We start from the raw sequence: 21029 nt of genomic DNA on the forward strand, positions 1-21029 counted from the left end.
CGGAAGAAACTATCTCGATCGATCCTGTGAAATATATTGCAAACAGAAAGCTGACTCGTAAACAGAAGGCAGCACTTGTCATTGTATCTCTGGGAGCAGATCGTGCATCACAATTATATAAGTACCTTAGTGAAGCGGATATCGAGGAGCTGACATATGAAGTAGCAAGACTGGGAAAGACTACGAACAAAGAGGTAGAGGATACCCTGGACGAGTTTTACAAGCTTTGTCTCACTCACAAGATGATGACTGACGGTGGAATCGACTACGCAAAGGTAGTCCTTGAAAAGGCCTTTGGCGAATCCACCGCCAAGAACCTTCTCGAAAAGGTTTCAAAGACCCTGGCTTCCAAGCCCTTCAACTTCTTTGCGAAGGGTGATCCGAAGGCACTTCTGTCACTGCTTGGAAACGAACGACCACAGGTTATCGCCCTCATCATGTCCTATATGGAGGCAGAGCAGTCTGCCAAGGTTCTTGAGAACCTTCCCGAGGAAAAGCGCATTCCAACAGTTACAGCCATGGCAAACATGGACCGAGTTTCACCGGAGGCCATTGCCATAGTTGAAAGCGAAATGAAGCGTAAGTTCAGTTCTATCATTACCAGTGATGAGAATATGAACCTCGGTGGTATCGATTATGTGGCTGATGTCATGAACCATATCGACAGAAGCTCTGAAAAGAAGATCTTTGATGAACTCGATGTATCGGATCCCGATCTTTCAAAGGACATCAGAGACAAGATGTTCGTATTCGAGGATATACTCTTTATGGATGTTCGTTCCGTTCAGAGATTTATCCGCGATTGCGATACAAAGGATATCGTATTTGCCATGAAGACTGCAAGCGAAGATATGAAGACCATATTCTTCAACAACATGTCCAAGCGTCAGGCAGAAACGGTTAGAAGTGATATCGAGACTACAAGTAATGTTCGTCTCAAGGATGTTGAGGAAGCTCAGCAGCGTATCGTTAACCTTATCCGTAAGCTCGAGGAACAGGGCGAGCTTGTAATCAATAAGGGAGGAGGAGATGATGAAATCATTGTATAAGGTGAAATCGTCTCGATCCATAATCAAGGGTGGCCGTAATGTAAGTGTTCAGACCTTTGTTCCTCCCATAGAAAACTTCAATAAAGATGAAGTGGAGGAGGAACCTGAGGTTATCGTAAATCAGGTGGAACCGGAACCCGAACAAAAAACAGAAGTTGCCTATCAAACCTACAAGGATGTGCCAGTAACTAGTCCGGAGCCTGAAAAGCAGAGCGAACAGGTGAAATCGGACGAGGAAATAGCCATCTTGCAGCGTAAGATGCTGAGGGATGCGGCTGACAGGGCGGAAAAGATCATTAACAGGGCCAATCTGGAAGCTGAACAGATCAAAAAAGAAGCCTATGACGAAGGTTACAATGCCGGACATCAGGAAGGCATGGCGGATGGTCACAGGGCAGCACAGCAGCAGGCAGAGGCGGATTTCAAACTGACTATAGAAAAGTACCAGACCGCTGTAGCTCATTCAATCATTCAGATAGGTGAGGAAAGAGAGGAAAGCTTTCACAGATACCTGGATGAGCTGAAGGATGTAGCAATAGCCGTTGCCGAAAAAGTCATTCATATAAGCCTCGAAACCTCCGGTGAGATCATTAAGCGTATGATCATAGCCGAGGTTGAAAAGATGAAGAAAACGGAGTGGATCAAGATCTACATAGATAAGTTTGATTATGAAAAGCTTCTTTCGGTAGACGAGGACGTGGCTGCAGACCTTGCAAGAATTTCGGACAATGTCAAGTTCGTTGTCCAGGATAAGGAAAGCATGGGTTATGCGGTTATAGAAACACCAAGTGAGATGATCGATATAGGAGTTTCCTCACAGATTGACAATATCAGAGAGAATCTCAACAGTATCGATATCATGGAACAAAACGAAGAGGGTAATGAGTAATGTTTGAGAAGCTCCCGGAGATAATCCGGAAGTCGGAAACAGTGGGTCGTGTAGGAAAGATCGAGAACATCGTTGGAATGGCTATCGAAGCTTCCGGCGACAGGGCAAGTGTCGGTGACATCTGCATGATCCACAATGAGGAATTGAATAAAAGTATCCCTGCTGAGGTGGTTGGCTTTAAGGGGGACAGAGTTCAGCTTATGACTTATGAGGCTACATCGGGTATCACATCCGGAAGCTTCGTGAGAAACACAAAGCACAGACTCAGAGTTCCGGTTGGGAATTTCCTTAAGGGACGTATCATTAACGCTCTCGGGCAGCCTATGGACGGAGGCCCCGCATTTCCCGGAAATGCTTCTACCTATACGGTTAACAGCGGATATACAAATCCTCTCGACAGACCACCTATACGCTCAAGACTGGACTTCGGTATAAAGGCCATCGATGGTCTCAATACCATCGGAAAGGGTCAGCGTATCGGAATCTTCGCAGGATCCGGAGTAGGTAAGTCGACTCTCATGGGCATGATAGCCAAGAATGTCAAGACAGACATCAACGTCATAGCCCTCGTAGGCGAGAGAGGACGAGAGGTTCTGGAATTCGCACAGAGAGACCTTGGGGAGGAAGGTATGAAGCGTTCGGTGCTGGTGGTGGCTACCTCAGACCAGCCGGCGATGCTGAGACTTAAGTGCCCGCTGGTTGCCACAACTATTGCAGAGTACTTCCGTGACAGGGGGATGGATGTACTTCTCATGATGGATTCATTAACCAGATACGCTATGGCACAGCGAGAGATAGGTCTCGCCACAGGGGAACCGCCTATAGCGAGAGGTTATACACCATCCATCTACGCAGAGTTTCCGAGGCTTCTTGAAAGAGCGGGGCAGTTTAACAAAGGCTCCATTACAGGCGTTTATACGGTTCTTGTGGAAGGAGATGATACCAATGAACCTATCGCCGATACAGTACGTGGTATTCTTGACGGACATATAGTTCTGTCGAGAGCACTGGCGGCGGAGAACCATTATCCCGCCATAAACATTGGCGCCAGCGTAAGCCGTCTTATGGCTGAGATCGTATCACCGGAGCATTACAAATATGCTTCCAATATGAGAAACCTTTTGGGACTCTATCAGAAAAATGCAGATCTCATTTCCATAGGAGCTTACAAAAAAGGTACCAATGCTGCACTGGATGAGGCGGTGAGCAAGTACGTAGACATCAATAAGTTTTTGTGTCAGGGGACAAAAGAATCTTTCAGCTATGATGATGTGCTTAAACAGATGAAAAGAATTGTTGGTTAAAAGATAAAGGGAGAAAGGAAAAAAGGCAGTAACAATGAAAAAGTTTCAATACAATCTTCAGTCAGTGCTTGAGTATAAACAGAGGATACTTGATGATCTCAAGGAACAATATGCTGTAAGAATGAAGTTTGTGGAAGAGAAGAAACTTGAGATCCAGAACTTAAGAGCCAAGGCAGACGCCCTTACGGTTGAATTTGATGAGGTTAAAAAGACCGGGGCAGCCATAGAAAAGTTCCTTATGTATTCATCAATGATCGACAATCTTGATAAACAGGTTGAGATGGAAAAAGAAGCACTTAAGATTTTGCAGGCTAATGCCGATAAGAAAAAGGATGAGGTTGTGGCAGCAAACATCGATGTCAATAAGTTTGTAAAGCTTAAGGAAAAGAAGCAGATGATCTATAAGGCTCAGGAGCAGAAGGATCAGGAAGCTTTCATCGATGAGTTTGTATCCAACCAGGCGAATTCCATCGGGAGATCGGCCTGACAACGCAGAGTAAAAGGTGATCCTCATGCAATGCATGGATTACATATATTTAAACCATATTATTCTATTATAAGAAAGGAGGCAAAATTTGGAACTTGTTAGTAACTATTTTTCAGGTTCTGCGGGAACAGTGACCTTTGGTCCGGGCGGATCCGGCTATAGTTCTGATAACAGCTCATCCGGAACAGGCGGAATTGATTTTTCAGCCCTGATCTCTGAAAAGAGCGGAGCAGACTACCGGAACACCAAAACCAATGCGGGAAACAAGACACAGAACGGTCCCTCAAAAGGAAAGGACGATACGGTCAAGGCTACAGCCAAACAAACAACAAAACAGACAACTAAGGAAACAACAAAACAGACAGCTAAGGAGACTCGGGAAACAGATAATTCCGATGAGATGAAGGCAAGGACAGAGGAGGATATAGCAGCTCTTCAGGCTCTTGTAAGTGCCATGGAGGCAGACAGGATCGTATCTGACGTAAATACCGGAGTCGAGCTTGCAGAAGAGGATGACACAGCTGCTCTTAGTGCACTGGTAAGTTCCCTGGAAGCCGACAGGATCACTCCTAACGGTAATGCCGGAGTAGAACTTGTTACCGAGAGACTTGTGACAGAGGCTAAAGCACCTTCGGTAACAGCTCAGACAAAGGTTTCAGACGATACTTCAGGACCTGTGCCGGTACTTCAGAATTCCGTTCCGGTAGAGGATGGAAATTCAGTTACAGTGACTGAAAGAAACGGAGAAGATACGGAAGCCGCAAACAAGGCAGTACTTGAGACTGAAAGAAACGGTTCGGCTGTCACAGATGCCAAAACCGAGAACGTTGGTGATGACACTAGGATAAATAATTCTATAGCAGATAACAGAAAAGGGAACGTTGATGACACAGGTAAGAGTCCTGAGGAGATACTTAAGAGCCTTGAAGGTCAGGGACGTATCGTATCAGAAAGCGGAAGTTCTCCAAGCGGACAACCTTCTACGGACACCAACGGACCTACAGGAAGACCCGGTGACAGCACTATGGCAAAAACAGAAAAAACCGAGGTTGGCTCCAATACTTCAAAGACTAAAGCAAATACAGAGACAGAAGATGATTCTGATCCTACAGCAGCAGTCCCGGTAGGATTTGCAACCCAGACTCAGAAAGTAACTACACAGCAGGAATTACCGGTGGGCACAAACGAGACCATGATGATGCGTACATCGGAGTCAACACTTACAGATGACCTTACAAATCTTGTTTCATCAAGATTCCCCTCAAAGAACGGTCAGCTTACTATCGAGCTTGATCCTGAAAATCTTGGTAAGATCACCATCAATGTAAATTATGACAGCGGACATGCAGCGGTATCCATCAGTGCTACAAACAGTAAGACCCTTGAAATGCTTACCCAGAGTGCTCCTCAGATGGCGAATATCATTCAGCAGAAGACCGGACAGGAAACCAGCGTATTTGTACCAAATACACAGCAGAGCAACACAAAGCATGACATGGCTGAAGGAAGAGAGTCAAACGAGAACAGAGAACAGCAGAAGTCACGTCAGAATGAGAAGCAGTCAAGAGCTGATGAGACAAACAGCACAGCATTTCTTCATCAGATGAGGCTTGGACTTGTGTAATGGTGACTTAACAACACTCATTAAAGCCGATTCATGAAGTTATGAATCAGAAAGGAGAAATATATGGCAGATGTATCGGGAGTATCCGGAAGTACCAGTCCGTACAACACCGGAAGCTATTCCGTAGAATCCAATGATAAGAACACACTGTCCATAACCAGTTACTTTAAGCTTCTGGCAGCGCAGCTTTCAAGCCAGGATATGACCAATCCCATGGACAACAGTGAGCTTCTGGCGCAGATGTCCCAGATGGCCATGGTGCAGTCACTTTCCTCCATGACAAAATCCGTTGACAGCCAGATAGCATTTGCTCAGCAGAGCTACTCGGTTGGGATGATCGGTAAAGAGGTAACGGTTCTTGTGGAAGGTGAAGCCGGATCCGGGCAGTCCACCACAACCAAAACAGGAATTGTGGAATCTGTACATCTTACGGATGACGAACCTATCATAAGGCTTAAGGGTGATACGACAGATTACAAGATCTCGGATATCGCAAGCATCAGTAACGGTAGTTCTTCAGGAAGTTCTGCTTTAGAGCCGGGATCAACCGGATAGGTTTAAACAATATTTTCAAGAAAGCCGGGACCGACCGGATAGATAAAACAGAATATTGAAGAAAGGAAAGTTATGGATTTTGATCTTACTTCAAGGAGACTGCAGTCAGTAGAATACAGTAATCTCACAAAAAACAGAACTGAAGCAGTCAAAACAAATGATACCGGTACTTCCTTTCAGGAACAATTGACGAAACTACAGAAAGAGGCAAAGGAAGATTTAAGCTTCAGCAAGCACGCAGTGAGGCGTCTCGAGGAGAGAAACATAGAGATGAATGACGGTCTTATGGATGATCTCAGGAATGCGGTTTCGGAGGCGAAGAAGAAAGGCGCAAAGGATGTAGCGGTTATCGGTCGTCAGGGGATTTTCATAGTAAATGTTCCCAACAATGTTGTGGTGACCACCATGGCGGAGGACGATATGAGAAACAAAACACTTACAAATATAGACAGTGCGGTTTTTATGTAGGCAGGACCTTTTCAGGATGCCGGGAGTCCGTCCCGAAGTGACGGCTCCGGGGCTGCACTTATCTATCTAAAACTTATCAGGATGAATAAGGTGAACAGTGACTACGCGGTTTGGATGCCGCAAAACCTGTTCCGGGTATAGAAAGGATTTAGAATTATGTTAAGAGCAATGGATGCAGCAGTTGCTGGATTAAGAGCACACCAGGGAAAGCTTGATGTATTATCTAACAATATAGCCAATGTAAACACCTTTGGCTTCAAGGCTCAGAGCTATTCATTTAAGGATACTTTGTATCATACAACCAATGCTTCCGCACAGGGAACTACAACAACTGATAAAACTGCAGCTTTGACCGGTGGTACTAATGCCGCCCAGTATGGTTACGGATCACTTACAGGAAGTATAGCAACAGATTTCACATCTTCAACACCTTCCTATATCGGTGGTTTTAATGCTTCCATAAACGGCTCCGGTTTTTTCATTACAAGCCCGCAGAATATCGTGGCCGGAATAAAAATAAATCAGGAGAACACTACGGATGCTGTTAAAGAGACAACAAATATAATGAAAACAACCGGTTTTAATTATACAAGAGTCGGTCAGTTCAATGTGGACAGTAACGGTATGATAGTGGATTCCAACGGAAATTTCGTATATGGATACAGACCGGATTCTTTTACGGATGCGAAGACTTATGGAATGCCAGAAACCGGTTATAATAAACAGCTGGTTCCGCTGAGAGCTCCTGTGGCAGGTACCAATGTTGTTAATCCGACAAACGGTGACCCTGTTACCACAACAGCTGCGATGTTTCAAGGGCTTCCTTCGATTCCGATAAAAAGTATTGAGATAGGAAATGACGGAATTGTCAAGGCGATAGTTGAACAGGAGGTTCAGACAAGCGGCACTGCCGGTAAGATCACCAAAGAAATTTCCATAGTTATCGGTAAGGTTGCCATCGCTTCCTTCCAGAACCAGGAGGGTCTCATGAAGGCCGGAAACAATACCTTCACAACAGCATCAAGCGACAATACCGGTGATGTTACAGCAACCGAGCCGGGTGTTGGTGCCACACCTACCCTTATGGCAGGCTACCTTGAGAACTCCAATGTTGATCTCGCAAAGGAATTTACCGATATGATCACCTCTCAGAGAGGTTTCCAGGCAAATTCCAAAGTTATTACGGTTTCTGACGAAATTCTGCAGGAACTTGTAAATATGAAGAGATAAACTTATAATATCTCTTAAAATGCATAAAAATCTTGATAGCGGCGTTATATATAACGCCGCTATAGCCGATAAATTGAGAAGGAATACTATTTTATGATCGAACTCATCCGATTAAACGGTGAACCACTGTACGTAAATTACCTCCAGATACTGTCGATCGAAAAGATACCTGAAACCAAGGTGAAGCTTACCACGGGAGATTATTATCTGGTTAAAAATACATTGGAGGACATCGAAGCTCAGATTATAGGATTTCTGCATGAGGTAGTGATCTTCAGGGGTGTGGATGTTCCGGGTGAGAAATTATAAGATAAGAGGGGTTACAGGAGGCTTAGCTAGATGGATTTAACTCTTATAATCGGTTGGATTATAGCGGCAGCGCTTATCGTCAACGGTATCACTTTCGAAAAACTTGGAAACTTCGTTGATATACCGTCTCTGGTCATCGTTGTTGGTGGTACCATAGCCTGTCTGATAGCTTGTTATCCTTTCAGAATGCTGAAGGATATTCCGAAGCATATCGGAACCTGTCTCAGAGGCCCGAAGAAGTATGATGTTCCGAAAACTGTAGAGCAGCTTGTGGACCTCGCCATGATAGCAAGACAGAGCGGACTTCTGGCACTGGAAGAAAAGGCAGGAGAGATAAAGGAGCCGTTTTTCAAATCGGCGGTACTTATGATCGTGGATGCAAACGATCCCGATAAAGTAAGATTTGTTCTTGAGAGACAGGTTGAAGATATGATGACCCGTCATGATGAGGCAAGAGGTATGTATGTTAAGGGTTCAGCCCTGGCACCGGCTTTTGGAATGATCGGTACACTGGTTGGACTTGTAAACATGCTTAGAGGTATGGATCTTTCCGGATCCGGAGGTGCAAGTACCCTCGGACAGGACATGGGTGTTGCCATGATCACAACATTCTACGGTTCTGCCCTTGCAAACGTTATATTCCATCCTATCGCACAGAAGCTTGCGGTAAGAGAAGGAGAAGAGGTTCTTTACTGTTCTACGGTTATTGAAGGCGTTATATCCATTCAGTCAGGTGAGAACCCCAAGTATATCAGAGAACATCTTCTTGCATCATTGCAGAGAGGACAGCAGACCAAGCTGCTTAAGAAGGCAGACGGAGGAGGTAAATAACAGATGAAAAAGAAAGGCGGAGGAGGTGACGAAGGCGGAAGCTGGATGGACACGTATGGTGACCTCGTAACCTTGCTTCTGTGCTTTTTCGTTCTTTTGTACTCCATGTCAAGTGTTGACAGCCAGAAATGGGATCTCTTCGTAAGAAGTATCTATCCGGATGGCAAAACCCCTAGTGAGAGAGCTGCTCAGGAAAAAGAGGATACTGCTCTTGTCAATGCCCAGGTTGTGGAAGAAGGGGTGCCGCCGGAGGGTATAGTGGGAAACCCCGAGATTGAGGAGAACCTTCTGGAGAAGTCGGATCTGTCGGAGATTTATCTTCAGATAGCCCAGAAACTCAATGAGGCCGGTATCGAAGGGGTAACCGTAACCCGGGGTGAGGACTACACCTTCGTGGTTTTTAAGGATAAAGCTTTTTTTGCCGGTGACAGTTCTGTATTATCTGAACAGGGACAGAAGACACTGGACATATTATGTGATACAATAAGCAAAGATAATGAATTGATATCACAGCTTAATGTAATGGGTCATACCGCACAGGCTGATCCGAGTAAGATAAACAATGCAAGAAACGACCGTATGCTTAGCGCCATGAGAGCAGCAGAGGTCTGTATCTACATACAAAATAAAGAATTCCTGGATCCGGATAAGCTGGTAAGCATCGGATACGGGCAGTTCAGACCTCTTGAGGACAATTCCACACCTGAAGGAAGAGCTGCCAATCGAAGGGTTGAGATACTGATCATAGATAAGGACGGTGATGTCAAGGATCTGGATGAGTATTATAAGGAACTGAATGAAGGCATTAACGCTGACACCACTATCATTACAACCGGTGAAAGCGTAGCAACGGCAGATGATGGATTGTCTGCCGGTATAAGTGAAAATACGGTGATGCTGACTCCTGCCGGAGGAAGTGATACATCGTCTGTTACCTCATCCGCCGAGGGAGTGTCGGGTCAGGCTGATTTAGAAAGTTATGCAGCAAACGCAGTGAAGGATTTAACTTCACTGGATGCCGCTTTACAGGCCGGACCGTAGTTTTATTTATTATACGCCTGCCGTGTAAAGAGGTGTGTTAACCTGGTATGATAAACAATGAGGGGTGTTTAACATATGGCAGACGTATTATCCCAAAGTCAGATTGATGAACTTCTGAAATCAATGTCCGGTGGCGGCGGATCTTCAGCCAAAGAAGAAAAAGCTGAGGAAACCAAAGCATCAGCGGAACCGGAAAAGAAAGAAGAAGAAAACTTTAATAAGTATGATTTCTATAGTCCTCGTAAGTTCACAAAGGATAAGATCAAGCTCCTTAGAAGTATTTATGAGAACTATGCAAGAATCCTTACATCTCAGGTAAACGGTGTATTCCGTGTTCTTACGGATATAACTGTTATAGAGCTTAGAGAAAGCCGTTACTATGAGTATGTAAACATGTTCCATGAGAATGACTGCATGACCATAGTTGATGCTTATATCAGCGAAAAGGGCAAGAGTAACGTGCCTCTCATGATATATTGCACACCGGGTCTTATCATCACACTTATAAATCACATGCTGGGTGGAGGTGATTCGGTTGTTCGTGTAGAGGATAACTATCGTTATTCCGACGTGGAGATGGCACTTTACAAGAAGGTGCTTGACTATGTTATCCATTCCATGGACGATGGATTCTCCAATTACATAAACATTGACTTCAAGATGCAGAGAGTGGAGGAAAACCCCTCCATGACTCAGGAGATAGGTCTTGATGAGACAGTTGTTATCCTGGTTCTCAATGTAGACGTTTCCGGAATTGCTGCAGAGAAGATAAGGATTTGTATACCGGGTACATTGCTTGAGCATATCTTTAAGATTATTGATAACCGTAAGCATATCGCAAGAGGCTTCTCTTACGAGAACAATTCGGATGTTATCATGAATCATATAAAGGATACCAAGTTCCCTATCACAGGTCAGCTTGGAGTTATAAAGCTTGATATAAGTGATATTTATCATTTGCAGGTGGGTGATGTTATAGATTTGAACAAATCCGCCAAAAGTAAGGTCAAGCTCTATGTGGGCAGACAGCCCTGGTTCATGGGAACCATGGGTGTCCACAAGAAAAATATCGCGGTACGTATTGAAGACAGAATAAGGCCCACCGGGAAGGATAAACCCACGGAGGAGATTATCGCGGATCTTTTGAGTGAGTCTGTTGAGCAGAAGACAGGTTGATGCTTCTCTCACAGTTCATGATATATAACGTATATTTTATTAAAAGCTAGGAGAAAAAAGTATGGCTAAGATTATGCTTGTTGATGATGCTGCATTCATGCGTATGATGGTTAAGAATTCCCTTACAAAGGGCGGCTTTGCTGATTGTGAATATGTTGAGGCACAGGATGGTGCCGAAGCAGTAAAGAAGTATGATGAGGAGAATCCTGACCTTGTTATCATGGACATCACCATGCCCAATATGGATGGTCTTCAGGCTCTTAAGAAGATCAGAGAAGCTCATCCTGATGCAAAGATCGTTATGTGTACCGCAATGGGTCAGGAATCAATGGTTGTTGATGCGATAAAGTCCGGTGCAAAGGATTTCGTTGTAAAGCCATTTAATGCAGAAAGAATCACTTCTACAGTAAAGAATATTCTTGGTGCTTAAATGAACCGGAGCGACATGTTCCTTTGTGCTTTTAAGGAAGAGAGGGAATGATATGTCATTTTTGAGTTCGTTCGATATAGCAGCCTCCGGAATGAGCGCCCAGCGCCTCAGGATGGATATAGCTGCTGAGAATATAGCCAATGTTGATACGACCCGCACTGAATCAGGCGGCGCATATCAGCGTAAGGATGTTGTGTTTGAAAGCTACGGAGAGGGATCTTTCGCTGAAGCATTCAGAAATGCCCAGCGAGGCAGAGGCTTTCGCGCACAACAAAGATCGGGAGTCAGAGTCTCGGAGATCATTACTGACACCCGTGAGATGAAACGAGTATACAATCCTTCCCATCCCGATGCGGATGCGGATGGATATGTGGAAATGCCCAATGTTGATGTACTGAAGGAAACAGTAGACAGTATGTCCGCTACCAGATCTTATGAAGCGAACGTTACTGCTCTTAATGCTATGAAGGCGATGGCACAGAAGGCACTTGAAATAAAGACTTAACTACTATTTTTGAGGGGTAAAGGAGAGTAGGAATGGGTGCTGGTCGCTTTAATGAAATGGAAATGGACGCCATAGGCGAGATAATGAATATCAGCCTTGGCTCTTCGGCAACAGCATTATCAACGATGCTCGGTACGAAGGTCAATATTACAACGCCTATAGTTAAGGTACAGAGTAGAACGGAGTTCGAGTTCAGGGAGCTTGAACCCGCTATTGGCGTTGAGATTTCCTACGTAAAAGGTCTTGACGGAAAAAATGTCATGATGTTCAGCCGGAACGATGTGCGTGTCATCGTCAGCATGATGATGGGCATGGACATTCCGGAGGAAGAGTTTGTGATGGATGAGATGAATGCATCTGCCATCCGTGAAGTCATGAACCAGATGATGGGATCTTCCGCAACAGCGCTTTCAGAGTTCCTGGGAACAACTGTGGACATTTCTACGCCCGTATCTTTTGAAATTCCAAACGAAAAAGAATTTAAAGAAAAATATTTCCCCGGTGATAATGAAGAAGTTGTAGTTCGCTTTACTCTCGAAATAGAAGATAAACAGCTGGAAAGTGAATTCCTTAATATCATGTCCGTATCGCTTATGAGACGACTGCTTCAGCCCTTTGCTGAGCAGTTTGGTCTGGAGCTTAGCGATGGAGGTGATGACGAGGAGGATAATGCTGCAGCAGAAGCGGAAGTTCAGGAGCAGGCAGCAGAGCCTGCACCGGCAGCAACTGCTTCCTCAGGACCTTTGGATCAGGCAGCGGTAGATGCGCTTCTTAACGGAGGAGCGTCAGAACCTGCTCCGGCCCCGGCAGCATCATCAGGACCGCTGGATCAGGCAGCAGTGGATGCACTTCTTCATGGAGGAGCGTCAGAACCTGCTCCGGCCCCGGCAGCATCCTCAGGACCTTTAGACCAGGCGGCAGTAGATGCACTTCTTCATGGTGGAGCTTCGACAGAACCTGCACCTGCGCCTGCAGCGGCAGCTCCGGCGCCCGCACCTGCCCCGGCCCCTGCACCTGCACCTGCCCCGGCAGCACCTGCACCACAGCCGATACCTGCCCCGGCAGCAGCGGCACCTCAGTATGTTCAGAGTGTAGCAGCGGCCCCTGATCCTCTGACCTTGCAGCTTCTTAACCAGATGCAGCAGTCACAGACCCAGATGATGCAGCTTATAAAGGACATAGAGGAAGACAGAAAGAATGCTAGAAAAGAACCGAGACCCGGTGTCAAGGTTCAGTCTCTCAGTTCACCTGAATATGCTGATTCCGTTGAGGGTGAAGAGCAGGAAGAAAACAGAGAGATGCTTATGAAGGTTCCTCTGGATATCTCTGTTGAGATAGGAAGGACCAAGAAGCTTGTCAAGGATATCCTTGAATTCACACAGGGTTCCCTGGTGGTTCTTGATAAGATGGCCGGCGAACAGGCAGACCTCTATGTAAACGGTGAGTGTATAGCCCGTGGAGATATAGTTGTCGTTGAAGATAACTTTGGTATCCGTATCACCGAGATCATTAATAAAGAAATAAGTACGGAAGGTTTGTGATAGCTATGCATAGTACTATTTCACTCTTATCCGGATTTTTGGTATTTGTAATCATTCTGCTGCTGGCTTATGTCTGCAGCAGATATTTAGGTAAGACCTGGCAGTTCCACGGAACCGCAAAATATATGGAAGTCATAGATCAGCTTGCAGTTGGACAGGATCGCCTGCTGCTGATCGTTAAGATTAATGAAAAGCATTATCTTATGAGCTCCTCTTCTCAAGGGGTTTCTATCCTCGCGGAGCTCGATGGCGATTTCTCGTCGGAAGAGAGTACGGGTCCTCATATGACCGGCGATTTTTCTCAGTATCTGAACAGATATTGGAAGCAGTTCAGAGACGGAAAGGATAGCAGTAAATAATGGGGGATTTACTGACCGGATTAAATGGCGGAAACGTTCCGACCCTAGATTTGATATTTATGCTGACAATGGTGGCCCTGGTGCCATCCATTGTTGTCATGATGACTTCGTTCACTCGAACAATTATTATCCTGTCTTTTACCAGAACAGCAATGGGTGTTCAGCAGACACCGCCCAACATGGTCATAGCAGGTATGGCCCTGTTTCTTACGCTCTTTATCATGAGTCCCACAATTGCCCAGATAAACGAACAGGCATATCAGCCTTACAGAGCTGGAAGGATCAACCAGGAAGAGTGCATCAGACGTATGGTGGTTCCCGCCAAGGAATTCATGCTCAGAAATACGGAAAAGGAAACCCTCGACAGATTTGTGGAGATGGCTGAAGTAGCGGTTCAGGACGATGTAAGAGATTATCCCATTACCATCATAACCCCCGCTTTTATGACATCGGAACTTAAAAGAGGCTTCACCGCAGGTTTCCTCATCTATCTTCCCTTTCTTCTTATAGATATAGTTGTTTCCACAACTCTTATGGCCATGGGTATGGTAATGCTGCCACCCGCCATGGTTTCCATGCCTTTCAAACTTTTGCTTTTTATATCTGTGAATGGTTGGGAACTGATGTTTTCTACCATCATCAGGAGTTTCAGATAGACGACAGGCTCACAGTGACACGTCGGACACCTTCTGACAGGATCGCAGCGGACAAAAAACAAATACAGGAGCCAATCAGATTAGCATCTGAATGTCAGAAATAAAGGCGAATAACATTCGCCTATAGAGGAGATATATAATGACCACCGGAGTTGCACTTGACACATTGAGAGAGACATTTATGCTGGCTCTGGAAATAGCTTTGCCGCTCTTACTTATAAGTATGATAGTCGGTGTAGTGCTGGCTATATTCAGTGCTGCCACTTCCATAAATGAGCAGACCCTTACATTTGTGCCTAAGCTTTTATCCATTCTTATTGTGCTGGCACTTCTTGGAAGTACCATACTTGTAAAGATCCAGGAATTTTTTGTGAAGATTCTAGATATGATAGCTTCCGGAGGCTGACATGATCATTCTTTTCAGCTACATAGTAATGCGTGTTACGGGAGTCATCACCTTCAATAATGTGATTGCAAGAAATGAGTTTTCACCATCCATAAAGGGCATGTTTGTATTTATGCTTTCCGCCATGATGTTCATCTGGAATGAGGGCCTTCTTTATACGGAGCCGGAGACTCTTCTTGAATACGGAATGCTGCTGGTTAAGGAGCTTGCCATAGGCGCCTGTATAGGATTCGGAATGGATCTCACCTTTGCCATTGTTCGTTTCGGAGGTACGGTTATTGACTTTGTTATGGGTCTCAACATGGCACAGGTATTTGACCCTGCGTCAAATCAGCAGTCAACACCTACATCAAATCTTCTTGCTATTTTCATGAGTATGGTGTTCTTCACTTCCGGAGGACATATAAGATATATCGGTATTTTGTTTAATTCAGTGAAATACATCCCATTTGGACAGGTGCAGCTGAATTTCGGCATAGCAAGATACATGTTTGAACTGTTTTTTGACTGCATGGTGCTTGGACTACAGATTGCATTTCCGATACTTGCAATCGAGCTTTTGGCTGAGATATCCCTTGGAATTCTTATGAGGATCAATCCTCAGCTTAATATTTTCTCAGTAAACTTTCAGTTAAAGATCATTGCCGGCATGGTAATGCTTCTGGTGCTTTTTACCCCGATGTCGGAAATGATCATCCGGATAATGGAGGGTATGTTTACACATCTTGATGAAATAGTGAGAGTCCTGGCCGGGTAGCAGGTTTGGATCACGAATATCAGAAACTGCAGGTTCCTGTCCCGGACGTTGAACCTGTGAGCGGAAGAAACAGTAACAGGAGGACGATACATGGGTGACGAAGGCGCTGACAAAACCGAAGAGCCTACCGCGCATAAGTTAAGCGAGGCGAGAAAAGAAGGTAATGTCTGTCAAAGCAAAGATGTAGCAACAGTGGTCATGCTGTTGGGAGTCTTTGTCATGATCCGTATAATGCTGCCAACTATCTACAAGTTCATAAGAAGTATGTTCACTTTTGTGATTGAGTGTATAGGGTACACTAAGTATGATCCATTGGGACCTCCACTTTTTTACAGATTCATACTATATGCTCTCGTATGTAGTATGCCCATACTTCTGGTTTCTGTGATACTGGCTATACTGGCACACGGCGTACAGACAAGATTTAATTATTCAAAAAAGGCAACCAAGATTAAATTCAGTAAATTAAATCCTATATCCGGGATGAAAAAGCTGTTTTCCATGAGTAAGGTTGTAGAGACCATAAAAAGCATTCTGAAGATCTCGATCCTGCTGGTCCTTTTGTATGTGATCATAAAGGATAAGCTTCTTCCCATAGCCAGGATGCTTGATATGAATCCATTTAATTCCACACTGATACTTTTGAGTTTTATCTGGGATCTCATACTCCGGGTTGTTATTGCATTTTCTGTCATAGCATTTCTCGATTATCTGTACCAGAGATATAAATATCATAAAGATCTCATGATGACTAAACAGGAAGTCAAGGATGAGATGAAGATGATCGAAGGTAACCCTGAAGTAAAGAATAAGATGAAACAGAAGCACAGGGAAATGTCGAATCGTCGTATGATGCAGGAAGTACCTACAGCGGATGTTATCGTCCGTAACCCGACTCATGTGGCAGTAGCATTAAAATATGATCCGGAAAAGCACGGCGCACCCTATGTTATTGCAAAGGGACTTGACCTTATGGCTCTCCGTATTGTGGATATAGGTGAGCATAATGATGTACCTTGGATAGAGAACAGACCTTTGGCAAGAGCACTTTACGCAAGCTGTGAGATAGGGCAGGAAATTCCCATTGACTATTACAGTGCTGTGGCGGAGCTTCTGGTTTACATCTATAAACAGAAGAATAACGGAGAAGTTCCGGCCTGATAATGCTGAGGTACCCGGGCATTGAAAGAAAAAATCTTTCAATTTGTGCAAGATGTAAAAGTAAATCAGAGCTAAAATTATTAATTTTGAGCAGTTTTTGATTCAAATTAAACATTTTTTCAAAAAAATTAAGGGATTTTATAACTTTTTCGAGACAAGTTATTAAAAAACTATTATAATGAATGTATATCTTAATTTTGTTCGTAAGGTATAGAGAATAGAATAACGAGAAGAAAAGAAACAGATCACAGACTATGAAATGGACTAAATTTGTAGCGGATAATTCCATAGTTGTTATGGCTCTGGTAATCATCCTGTTGCTGATCATCCCTCTTCCGCCTTTTATGGCGGATCTGGCTATAGTTCTTAATATGGCCATCTCAATGATGATCCTTGTAATCACGATGACGATCCACAGTCCGCTGGAATTTTCGATTTATCCTTCATTGCTTCTGTTGACTACACTGTTCCGTCTTGGCATCAATGTTTCAACAACCAGAAACATCCTGTCTAACGGCGGTTCCTCCGGACAGGTCATCGCTGCTTTTGGTGACTTCGTTCTGCAGGGAAATGTTGTTGTCGGTCTTGTAATCTATATCGTCATTGTTCTCATGAACTTCACGGTCATCACAAAGGGTGCCGAGCGTGTAGCAGAGGTTTCAGCCAGATTCAACCTCGACGCTATGCCCGGTAAACAGATGGCCATCGACTCAGACCTTAACGCAGGTCTCATCGATGAGCAGGAAGCTGCCCGTCGTAGAATGAATGTTCAAAGAGAATCCGATTTTTACGGCTCCATGGACGGTGCTACGAAAATTGTTAAAGGTGACGGCGTCATGTCGCTGATAACCACTGCGATAAACCTGGTGGGAGGCAGTATCATTGGTATCGTTCAGTCCGGACAGGACATAGGTACCGTATTAAACACATACACAATTGCAACCGTTGGTGATGGTCTTGTGGGACAAATCCCATCACTTCTTATTTCTACCGCAACCGGCATGATCGTAACCCGTGCCGTGGCAGAGGGATCACTTAACGAGGACATATCAAAGGAGTTTTTGGCACAGCCAAGATCATTTATGGTCGCAGGCGGTGTTATTTGTGTTCTCTGCATTATTCCCGGTATGCCCCTGATCCAGATCCTTATAGTAGGTCTTGGATTTATAGCAGCGGGATATGCAATGCAGCGGAGAATACTCGAGGCACCTGAAGCAGTAAGGGCAGAGGCCTACAGGGCAGCTAGTCAGGGAGCGAGACAGAGGATCGGAAATGTCGGCGTCGAGGAGCCTGAAGCTGCGGGAGAAGAGCAGGCGCAGAAAGCACCTGAACAGACACAGGAAGAATTTTTTAAAGATGTTAATAATGTATACCATTTGCTTCAGGTCGAACCTATCGAGCTGAATTTCGGATACAGTCTCATACCTCTTGCGGATGAGTCCGTTGGAGGAAGACTTATAAGCCGTATTGTAGTATTCAGAAGACAATACGCACAGGAGATGGGTTTTGTCATTCCTTCTGTAAGACTCAGAGACAGTGCCAAGCTTGGAACAAATGAGTATATGATAAAAATTAAGGGCGAGTCAGTTGCAGTGGGAGAAGTTCTTACGGATTTCTATCTGGCACTGGAGCCTGAGCATCTTGAAAGGGAGATCGATGGTATCGATACCATTGAACCGGCCTACGGTATCCCGAGTAAATGGATTAAGCCTGAACAGAGAGAAAGAGCGGAAATGTACGGATATACCGTTATCGACCCGTTATCGGTTCTCGTTTCACACATGAGTGAGGTTATCAGGCAGCACAGCTACGAACTTATCACAAGGCAGGAAGTTTTCCGACTTGTGGAAAACCTGAAGAAAACAGCGCCGGAGCTTGTTAATGAAGCATTTCCGACACTGGTATCCTACAATCTCTTACAAAAGGTTCTTACGATGCTTCTTAAGGAAGGAGTATCTATAAAGGATCTTGAGACCATAGTTGAGACTATGGTAGACGTGATCACAGAGACAGGACTGCCGGTAAAGGATATCGACTCGCTGGTTGAACAGGTAAGAATATCATTAAAACGTACTATCACAAGAATGTATTGTGAAGACGGAAGCATGAAGGTGGTGACTCTTGATGCGGATCTGGAAAGATCCATGGTCAGTTCACTGTCTAAAGGTGAAAGCGGATATTATCTTGCATTAAGTCCTGATGTTTTACAGAGTCTTGTAAGACAGGTATCCGAGGAAATCAAGAAATTCAAAGAACTCTCGCAGACTCCGGTTATTCTGACCTCAGAGGTTATGAGAGCACATTTCTATCACCTTATAGAACAGTTCTATCCTCAGGTAAGAGTTCTTTCCTTCAACGAAGTTGCAAACAATGTCCAGATTCAGGCGATAGGGAGTCTGAAGCTGGAGGAGAAGTAAAAGGAAACAGAAGTAGATGTAGAAAGTTAGAGGGGATGAGATATGATCGACACTATTTACAGGGGAGCAGTTGATGATCTCGAAGCGATGACCAATGAAGAGCTTTTCGAGCTGTATCAGAAAAGGCATGATAACCGTATCAAACAGGAGCTCACCATGCGCTACGTTTATATAGTAAAAAGCGTAGCGTATCAGATGAGGGATGTTTACAGTGATTCCATGCAGCCTGAGGATATCATTAACGAAGGCGTGATTGAGATCATGAAGGCCATCGACAGATATGATATCGAGAAGGACAATAAGTTCGAAACCTTCATATCCAGACGTATCAGGGGTATGGTTATCGACCTGATACGTAAAAATGACTGGATGCCCAGAAACTATCACAGAGACCGGAAGAACATCGAGGATGCCAGAGATGAGCTTCAGCGGAAGCTGGGACATGCACCCAGTGATGAAGAGATATCCAAGTATTACAAGATGGATGTCAAGAAGATCAAAAAGGTGGACAGAATGCGCACTATGGTGAATGTTCTGTCCCTGGACATGACCTATGATGACAATGATGAGACTCTGTTCCAGGTGGCTTCAGAGGACATCAACACACAACCGGAGGGTAGTTTCTTGCAGAACGAGACAGTAGCAACATTGGCAAAAGCCATTGATTCATTAAAAGATAGTGAAAAAAAGGTTATTTCTCTTTACTATGTTGACGAATTAAATATGAATCAGATTGCTGAGGTTATGAATATCAGTCAGCCCAGAGTTTCCCAGCTTCATTCCATTGCTATAGAGAAGCTCAAGGGCTACATGTCAAAGATGTCATAACAAAGCTTTGCAGTATTTTTTTCGATCCGCTATTTAAAAAATTAAGTGGGTCATTTAAAGGGTGGGACCCTAAAAGGAGTAAAAATGTATCAGGGATTTTACAATCTGACATCCGGAATGCTTACACAGCAGCGCAGACTTAATGTTGTCAGTAACAATATGGTCAATATAGAGACGGCAGGTTATAAAAAGGATACTATGACTTCCACTACTTTTCAGGAAGAAATGCTGGTTCGTACCGGAAGGTATAACAAGGACAATCCTACTGACCTTGCCACAACATCCAAGATTGTCACTGCACAGCAGACCTATACCAATTTTGAACAGGGCGCATTCAATCCGACAGACGGTATTTATGACTTTGCCATAGGCGGAAATGGATGGTTTTCCATACAGACAGATCAGGGAGTGCGTTATACAAGAGACGGTGCTTTTTCCGTAGATGAGGAAGGCTATCTTCAGCTTCACGGTCTTGGACGGGTACTTGGCTCCGATAATCAGCCTGTAAGGATTCCTACAGAGAATTTCACGGTTTCAGAAGATGGAACTATATGGGTGGACAAAACTCAGGCTGCATTAACTACCGGAAAACCCGAAGATCCCACTAATGAAGCTCCTGAAGCTCAGGAACCTGAACAGCGTGAATCCTATGGACAGATCAGGCTTGTGGATTTTCAGGATTACGGACAGCTTCATAAAGAGGATAACGGTTTGTATTCCACCAATCAGGCAGCCGCTGTTGTCAACGGACAGGATGGCACTGCTCTTCAGTGGGGAATGCTTGAAAGGGCCAATGTTGACATGGTGGATGAGATGACTACCATGATTTCATCCCAAAGGGCGCTGCAGAGTGCTGCACAGATGCTCAAGATGTACGATTCAGTTATGGCAAAATCTTCTTCAGATGTCGGAAGACTCTGATAAATACTGATCAGTTCAGTGTTTCTCTGTATTACTGATCAACAAGGAAGCAATCAGATCAGCATTTGCATGTCGTAAATGAAAT

Annotated in this window: 23 protein-coding genes; all 23 read left to right on the forward strand. The window is 44.5% G+C overall.

Translation table 11 applies throughout. From position 1 onward, the window contains the following. Positions 1 to 11: 11 nt before the first annotated feature. The 23 genes from fliG to T357_RS0104725 all read left to right on the forward strand — a co-directional run bounded on the left by fliG (position 12) and on the right by T357_RS0104725 (position 20944). Positions 12 to 1049 carry a flagellar motor switch protein FliG gene (gene fliG, locus T357_RS0104615; RefSeq protein ID WP_155991251.1) on the forward strand — a complete coding sequence of 346 codons (1038 nt, stop codon included), beginning with the start codon at positions 12 to 14 and terminating at the stop codon, positions 1047 to 1049. Then, on the forward strand, positions 1030 to 1938 hold the full coding sequence (locus T357_RS0104620) for a FliH/SctL family protein (RefSeq protein ID WP_139297901.1): 909 nt from the start codon (positions 1030 to 1032) through the stop codon (positions 1936 to 1938). The genes fliG and T357_RS0104620 overlap by 20 nt, the downstream gene beginning before the upstream one ends. Then, positions 1938 to 3242 (forward strand): FliI/YscN family ATPase, encoded by a 1305-nt coding sequence (locus tag T357_RS0104625; RefSeq protein ID WP_031549240.1) that lies wholly within the window; start codon positions 1938 to 1940, stop codon positions 3240 to 3242. The genes T357_RS0104620 and T357_RS0104625 overlap by 1 nt, the downstream gene beginning before the upstream one ends. A gap of 34 nt (positions 3243 to 3276) precedes the next feature. Further along, entirely contained in the window at positions 3277 to 3729 is a 453-nt protein-coding gene (locus T357_RS0104630) for a flagellar export protein FliJ (protein WP_031549242.1), read from the forward strand. Between the two features lie 88 nt (positions 3730 to 3817). After that, positions 3818 to 5353, forward strand: a complete 1536-nt coding sequence (locus T357_RS0104635; RefSeq protein WP_031549244.1) for a flagellar hook-length control protein FliK — start codon at positions 3818 to 3820, stop codon at positions 5351 to 5353. A 63-nt stretch (positions 5354 to 5416) separates the two neighbouring features. Continuing rightward, entirely contained in the window at positions 5417 to 5908 is a 492-nt protein-coding gene (locus tag T357_RS0104640; RefSeq protein WP_031549246.1) for a flagellar hook assembly protein FlgD, read from the forward strand. Between the two features lie 72 nt (positions 5909 to 5980). Further along, positions 5981 to 6376, forward strand: a complete 396-nt coding sequence (locus tag T357_RS0104645) for a TIGR02530 family flagellar biosynthesis protein (protein WP_155991233.1) — start codon at positions 5981 to 5983, stop codon at positions 6374 to 6376. A 156-nt stretch (positions 6377 to 6532) separates the two neighbouring features. Next, positions 6533 to 7606 (forward strand): flagellar hook-basal body complex protein, encoded by a 1074-nt coding sequence (locus T357_RS0104650; protein ID WP_031549250.1) that lies wholly within the window; start codon positions 6533 to 6535, stop codon positions 7604 to 7606. 93 nt (positions 7607 to 7699) lie between these two features. Continuing rightward, positions 7700 to 7915, forward strand: coding sequence for a flagellar FlbD family protein (locus T357_RS0104655; RefSeq protein ID WP_031549252.1), 216 nt, complete (start codon positions 7700 to 7702; stop codon positions 7913 to 7915). 30 nt (positions 7916 to 7945) lie between these two features. Continuing rightward, positions 7946 to 8746, forward strand: coding sequence for a motility protein A (locus T357_RS0104660; RefSeq protein WP_031549254.1), 801 nt, complete (start codon positions 7946 to 7948; stop codon positions 8744 to 8746). A gap of 3 nt (positions 8747 to 8749) precedes the next feature. Further along, positions 8750 to 9787 (forward strand): OmpA/MotB family protein, encoded by a 1038-nt coding sequence (locus tag T357_RS0104665; protein WP_049962272.1) that lies wholly within the window; start codon positions 8750 to 8752, stop codon positions 9785 to 9787. Positions 9788 to 9862: 75 nt separating this feature from the next. After that, positions 9863 to 10963 carry a flagellar motor switch protein FliM gene (locus T357_RS0104670; RefSeq protein ID WP_031549258.1) on the forward strand — a complete coding sequence of 367 codons (1101 nt, stop codon included), beginning with the start codon at positions 9863 to 9865 and terminating at the stop codon, positions 10961 to 10963. Positions 10964 to 11024: 61 nt separating this feature from the next. Further along, the gene (locus T357_RS0104675; protein ID WP_029202086.1) at positions 11025 to 11393 is read left to right on the forward strand and encodes a response regulator; all 369 of its coding nucleotides are present in this window, start codon (positions 11025 to 11027) and stop codon (positions 11391 to 11393) included. A 52-nt stretch (positions 11394 to 11445) separates the two neighbouring features. After that, a complete protein-coding gene (flgC, locus tag T357_RS0104680; RefSeq protein ID WP_031549260.1) occupies positions 11446 to 11898 on the forward strand; it encodes a flagellar basal body rod protein FlgC in 453 nt (150 codons plus the stop codon). Between the two features lie 32 nt (positions 11899 to 11930). Continuing rightward, positions 11931 to 13439, forward strand: coding sequence for a flagellar motor switch protein FliN (gene fliN / locus T357_RS0104685; RefSeq protein WP_031549262.1), 1509 nt, complete (start codon positions 11931 to 11933; stop codon positions 13437 to 13439). 5 nt (positions 13440 to 13444) lie between these two features. Continuing rightward, on the forward strand, positions 13445 to 13798 hold the full coding sequence (locus T357_RS0104690; RefSeq protein WP_155991236.1) for a FliO/MopB family protein: 354 nt from the start codon (positions 13445 to 13447) through the stop codon (positions 13796 to 13798). Next, positions 13798 to 14454: a flagellar type III secretion system pore protein FliP gene (fliP, locus tag T357_RS0104695; protein ID WP_029202089.1), complete on the forward strand. Its 657-nt coding sequence runs from the start codon at positions 13798 to 13800 to the stop codon at positions 14452 to 14454. Before T357_RS0104690 ends, fliP begins: the two co-directional genes overlap by 1 nt. 139 nt (positions 14455 to 14593) lie before the next feature. Further along, positions 14594 to 14860, forward strand: coding sequence for a flagellar biosynthetic protein FliQ (locus T357_RS0104700; RefSeq protein WP_031549265.1), 267 nt, complete (start codon positions 14594 to 14596; stop codon positions 14858 to 14860). 1 nt (position 14861) lies between these two features. Further along, complete coding sequence (locus tag T357_RS0104705; protein WP_031549267.1) at positions 14862 to 15617, forward strand: flagellar biosynthetic protein FliR; 756 nt, start codon at positions 14862 to 14864, stop codon at positions 15615 to 15617. A gap of 90 nt (positions 15618 to 15707) precedes the next feature. Next, a complete protein-coding gene (flhB, locus tag T357_RS0104710) occupies positions 15708 to 16778 on the forward strand; it encodes a flagellar biosynthesis protein FlhB (RefSeq protein WP_031549269.1) in 1071 nt (356 codons plus the stop codon). Positions 16779 to 17032: 254 nt separating this feature from the next. Further along, on the forward strand, positions 17033 to 19195 hold the full coding sequence (flhA, locus tag T357_RS0104715) for a flagellar biosynthesis protein FlhA (RefSeq protein WP_031549271.1): 2163 nt from the start codon (positions 17033 to 17035) through the stop codon (positions 19193 to 19195). A 42-nt stretch (positions 19196 to 19237) separates the two neighbouring features. Beyond that, complete coding sequence (locus T357_RS0104720) at positions 19238 to 20023, forward strand: sigma-70 family RNA polymerase sigma factor (protein ID WP_044916110.1); 786 nt, start codon at positions 19238 to 19240, stop codon at positions 20021 to 20023. A gap of 84 nt (positions 20024 to 20107) precedes the next feature. Next, positions 20108 to 20944, forward strand: coding sequence for a flagellar hook-basal body protein (locus tag T357_RS0104725; RefSeq protein ID WP_031549275.1), 837 nt, complete (start codon positions 20108 to 20110; stop codon positions 20942 to 20944). Positions 20945 to 21029: the final 85 nt, after the last annotated feature.

Origin of the sequence: Oribacterium sp. FC2011 (genome assembly GCF_000701645.1) — a bacterium.
In the GTDB taxonomy this organism is placed as follows: Bacteria; Bacillota; Clostridia; order Lachnospirales; family Lachnospiraceae; genus Oribacterium.

What these genes read in the sequence shown, in the direction of transcription:
- fliP (WP_029202089.1), top strand. Translation starts at nt 13,798, where the DNA reads ATGGGGGATTTACTGACCGGATTAAATGGCGGAAACGTTCCGACCCTA.
- T357_RS0104675 (WP_029202086.1), top strand. Translation starts at nt 11,025, where the DNA reads ATGGCTAAGATTATGCTTGTTGATGATGCTGCATTCATGCGTATGATG.
- T357_RS0104705 (WP_031549267.1), top strand. Translation starts at nt 14,862, where the DNA reads ATGATCATTCTTTTCAGCTACATAGTAATGCGTGTTACGGGAGTCATC.
- flhB (WP_031549269.1), top strand. Translation starts at nt 15,708, where the DNA reads ATGGGTGACGAAGGCGCTGACAAAACCGAAGAGCCTACCGCGCATAAG.
- fliN (WP_031549262.1), top strand. Translation starts at nt 11,931, where the DNA reads ATGGGTGCTGGTCGCTTTAATGAAATGGAAATGGACGCCATAGGCGAG.
- T357_RS0104690 (WP_155991236.1), top strand. Translation starts at nt 13,445, where the DNA reads ATGCATAGTACTATTTCACTCTTATCCGGATTTTTGGTATTTGTAATC.
- T357_RS0104700 (WP_031549265.1), top strand. Translation starts at nt 14,594, where the DNA reads ATGACCACCGGAGTTGCACTTGACACATTGAGAGAGACATTTATGCTG.
- T357_RS0104655 (WP_031549252.1), top strand. Translation starts at nt 7,700, where the DNA reads ATGATCGAACTCATCCGATTAAACGGTGAACCACTGTACGTAAATTAC.
- T357_RS0104720 (WP_044916110.1), top strand. Translation starts at nt 19,238, where the DNA reads ATGATCGACACTATTTACAGGGGAGCAGTTGATGATCTCGAAGCGATG.
- T357_RS0104725 (WP_031549275.1), top strand. Translation starts at nt 20,108, where the DNA reads ATGTATCAGGGATTTTACAATCTGACATCCGGAATGCTTACACAGCAG.
- T357_RS0104645 (WP_155991233.1), top strand. Translation starts at nt 5,981, where the DNA reads ATGGATTTTGATCTTACTTCAAGGAGACTGCAGTCAGTAGAATACAGT.
- flgC (WP_031549260.1), top strand. Translation starts at nt 11,446, where the DNA reads ATGTCATTTTTGAGTTCGTTCGATATAGCAGCCTCCGGAATGAGCGCC.
- T357_RS0104670 (WP_031549258.1), top strand. Translation starts at nt 9,863, where the DNA reads ATGGCAGACGTATTATCCCAAAGTCAGATTGATGAACTTCTGAAATCA.
- T357_RS0104620 (WP_139297901.1), top strand. Translation starts at nt 1,030, where the DNA reads ATGATGAAATCATTGTATAAGGTGAAATCGTCTCGATCCATAATCAAG.
- T357_RS0104650 (WP_031549250.1), top strand. Translation starts at nt 6,533, where the DNA reads ATGTTAAGAGCAATGGATGCAGCAGTTGCTGGATTAAGAGCACACCAG.
- flhA (WP_031549271.1), top strand. Translation starts at nt 17,033, where the DNA reads ATGAAATGGACTAAATTTGTAGCGGATAATTCCATAGTTGTTATGGCT.
- T357_RS0104660 (WP_031549254.1), top strand. Translation starts at nt 7,946, where the DNA reads ATGGATTTAACTCTTATAATCGGTTGGATTATAGCGGCAGCGCTTATC.
- T357_RS0104640 (WP_031549246.1), top strand. Translation starts at nt 5,417, where the DNA reads ATGGCAGATGTATCGGGAGTATCCGGAAGTACCAGTCCGTACAACACC.
- T357_RS0104630 (WP_031549242.1), top strand. Translation starts at nt 3,277, where the DNA reads ATGAAAAAGTTTCAATACAATCTTCAGTCAGTGCTTGAGTATAAACAG.
- T357_RS0104625 (WP_031549240.1), top strand. Translation starts at nt 1,938, where the DNA reads ATGTTTGAGAAGCTCCCGGAGATAATCCGGAAGTCGGAAACAGTGGGT.
- T357_RS0104665 (WP_049962272.1), top strand. Translation starts at nt 8,750, where the DNA reads ATGAAAAAGAAAGGCGGAGGAGGTGACGAAGGCGGAAGCTGGATGGAC.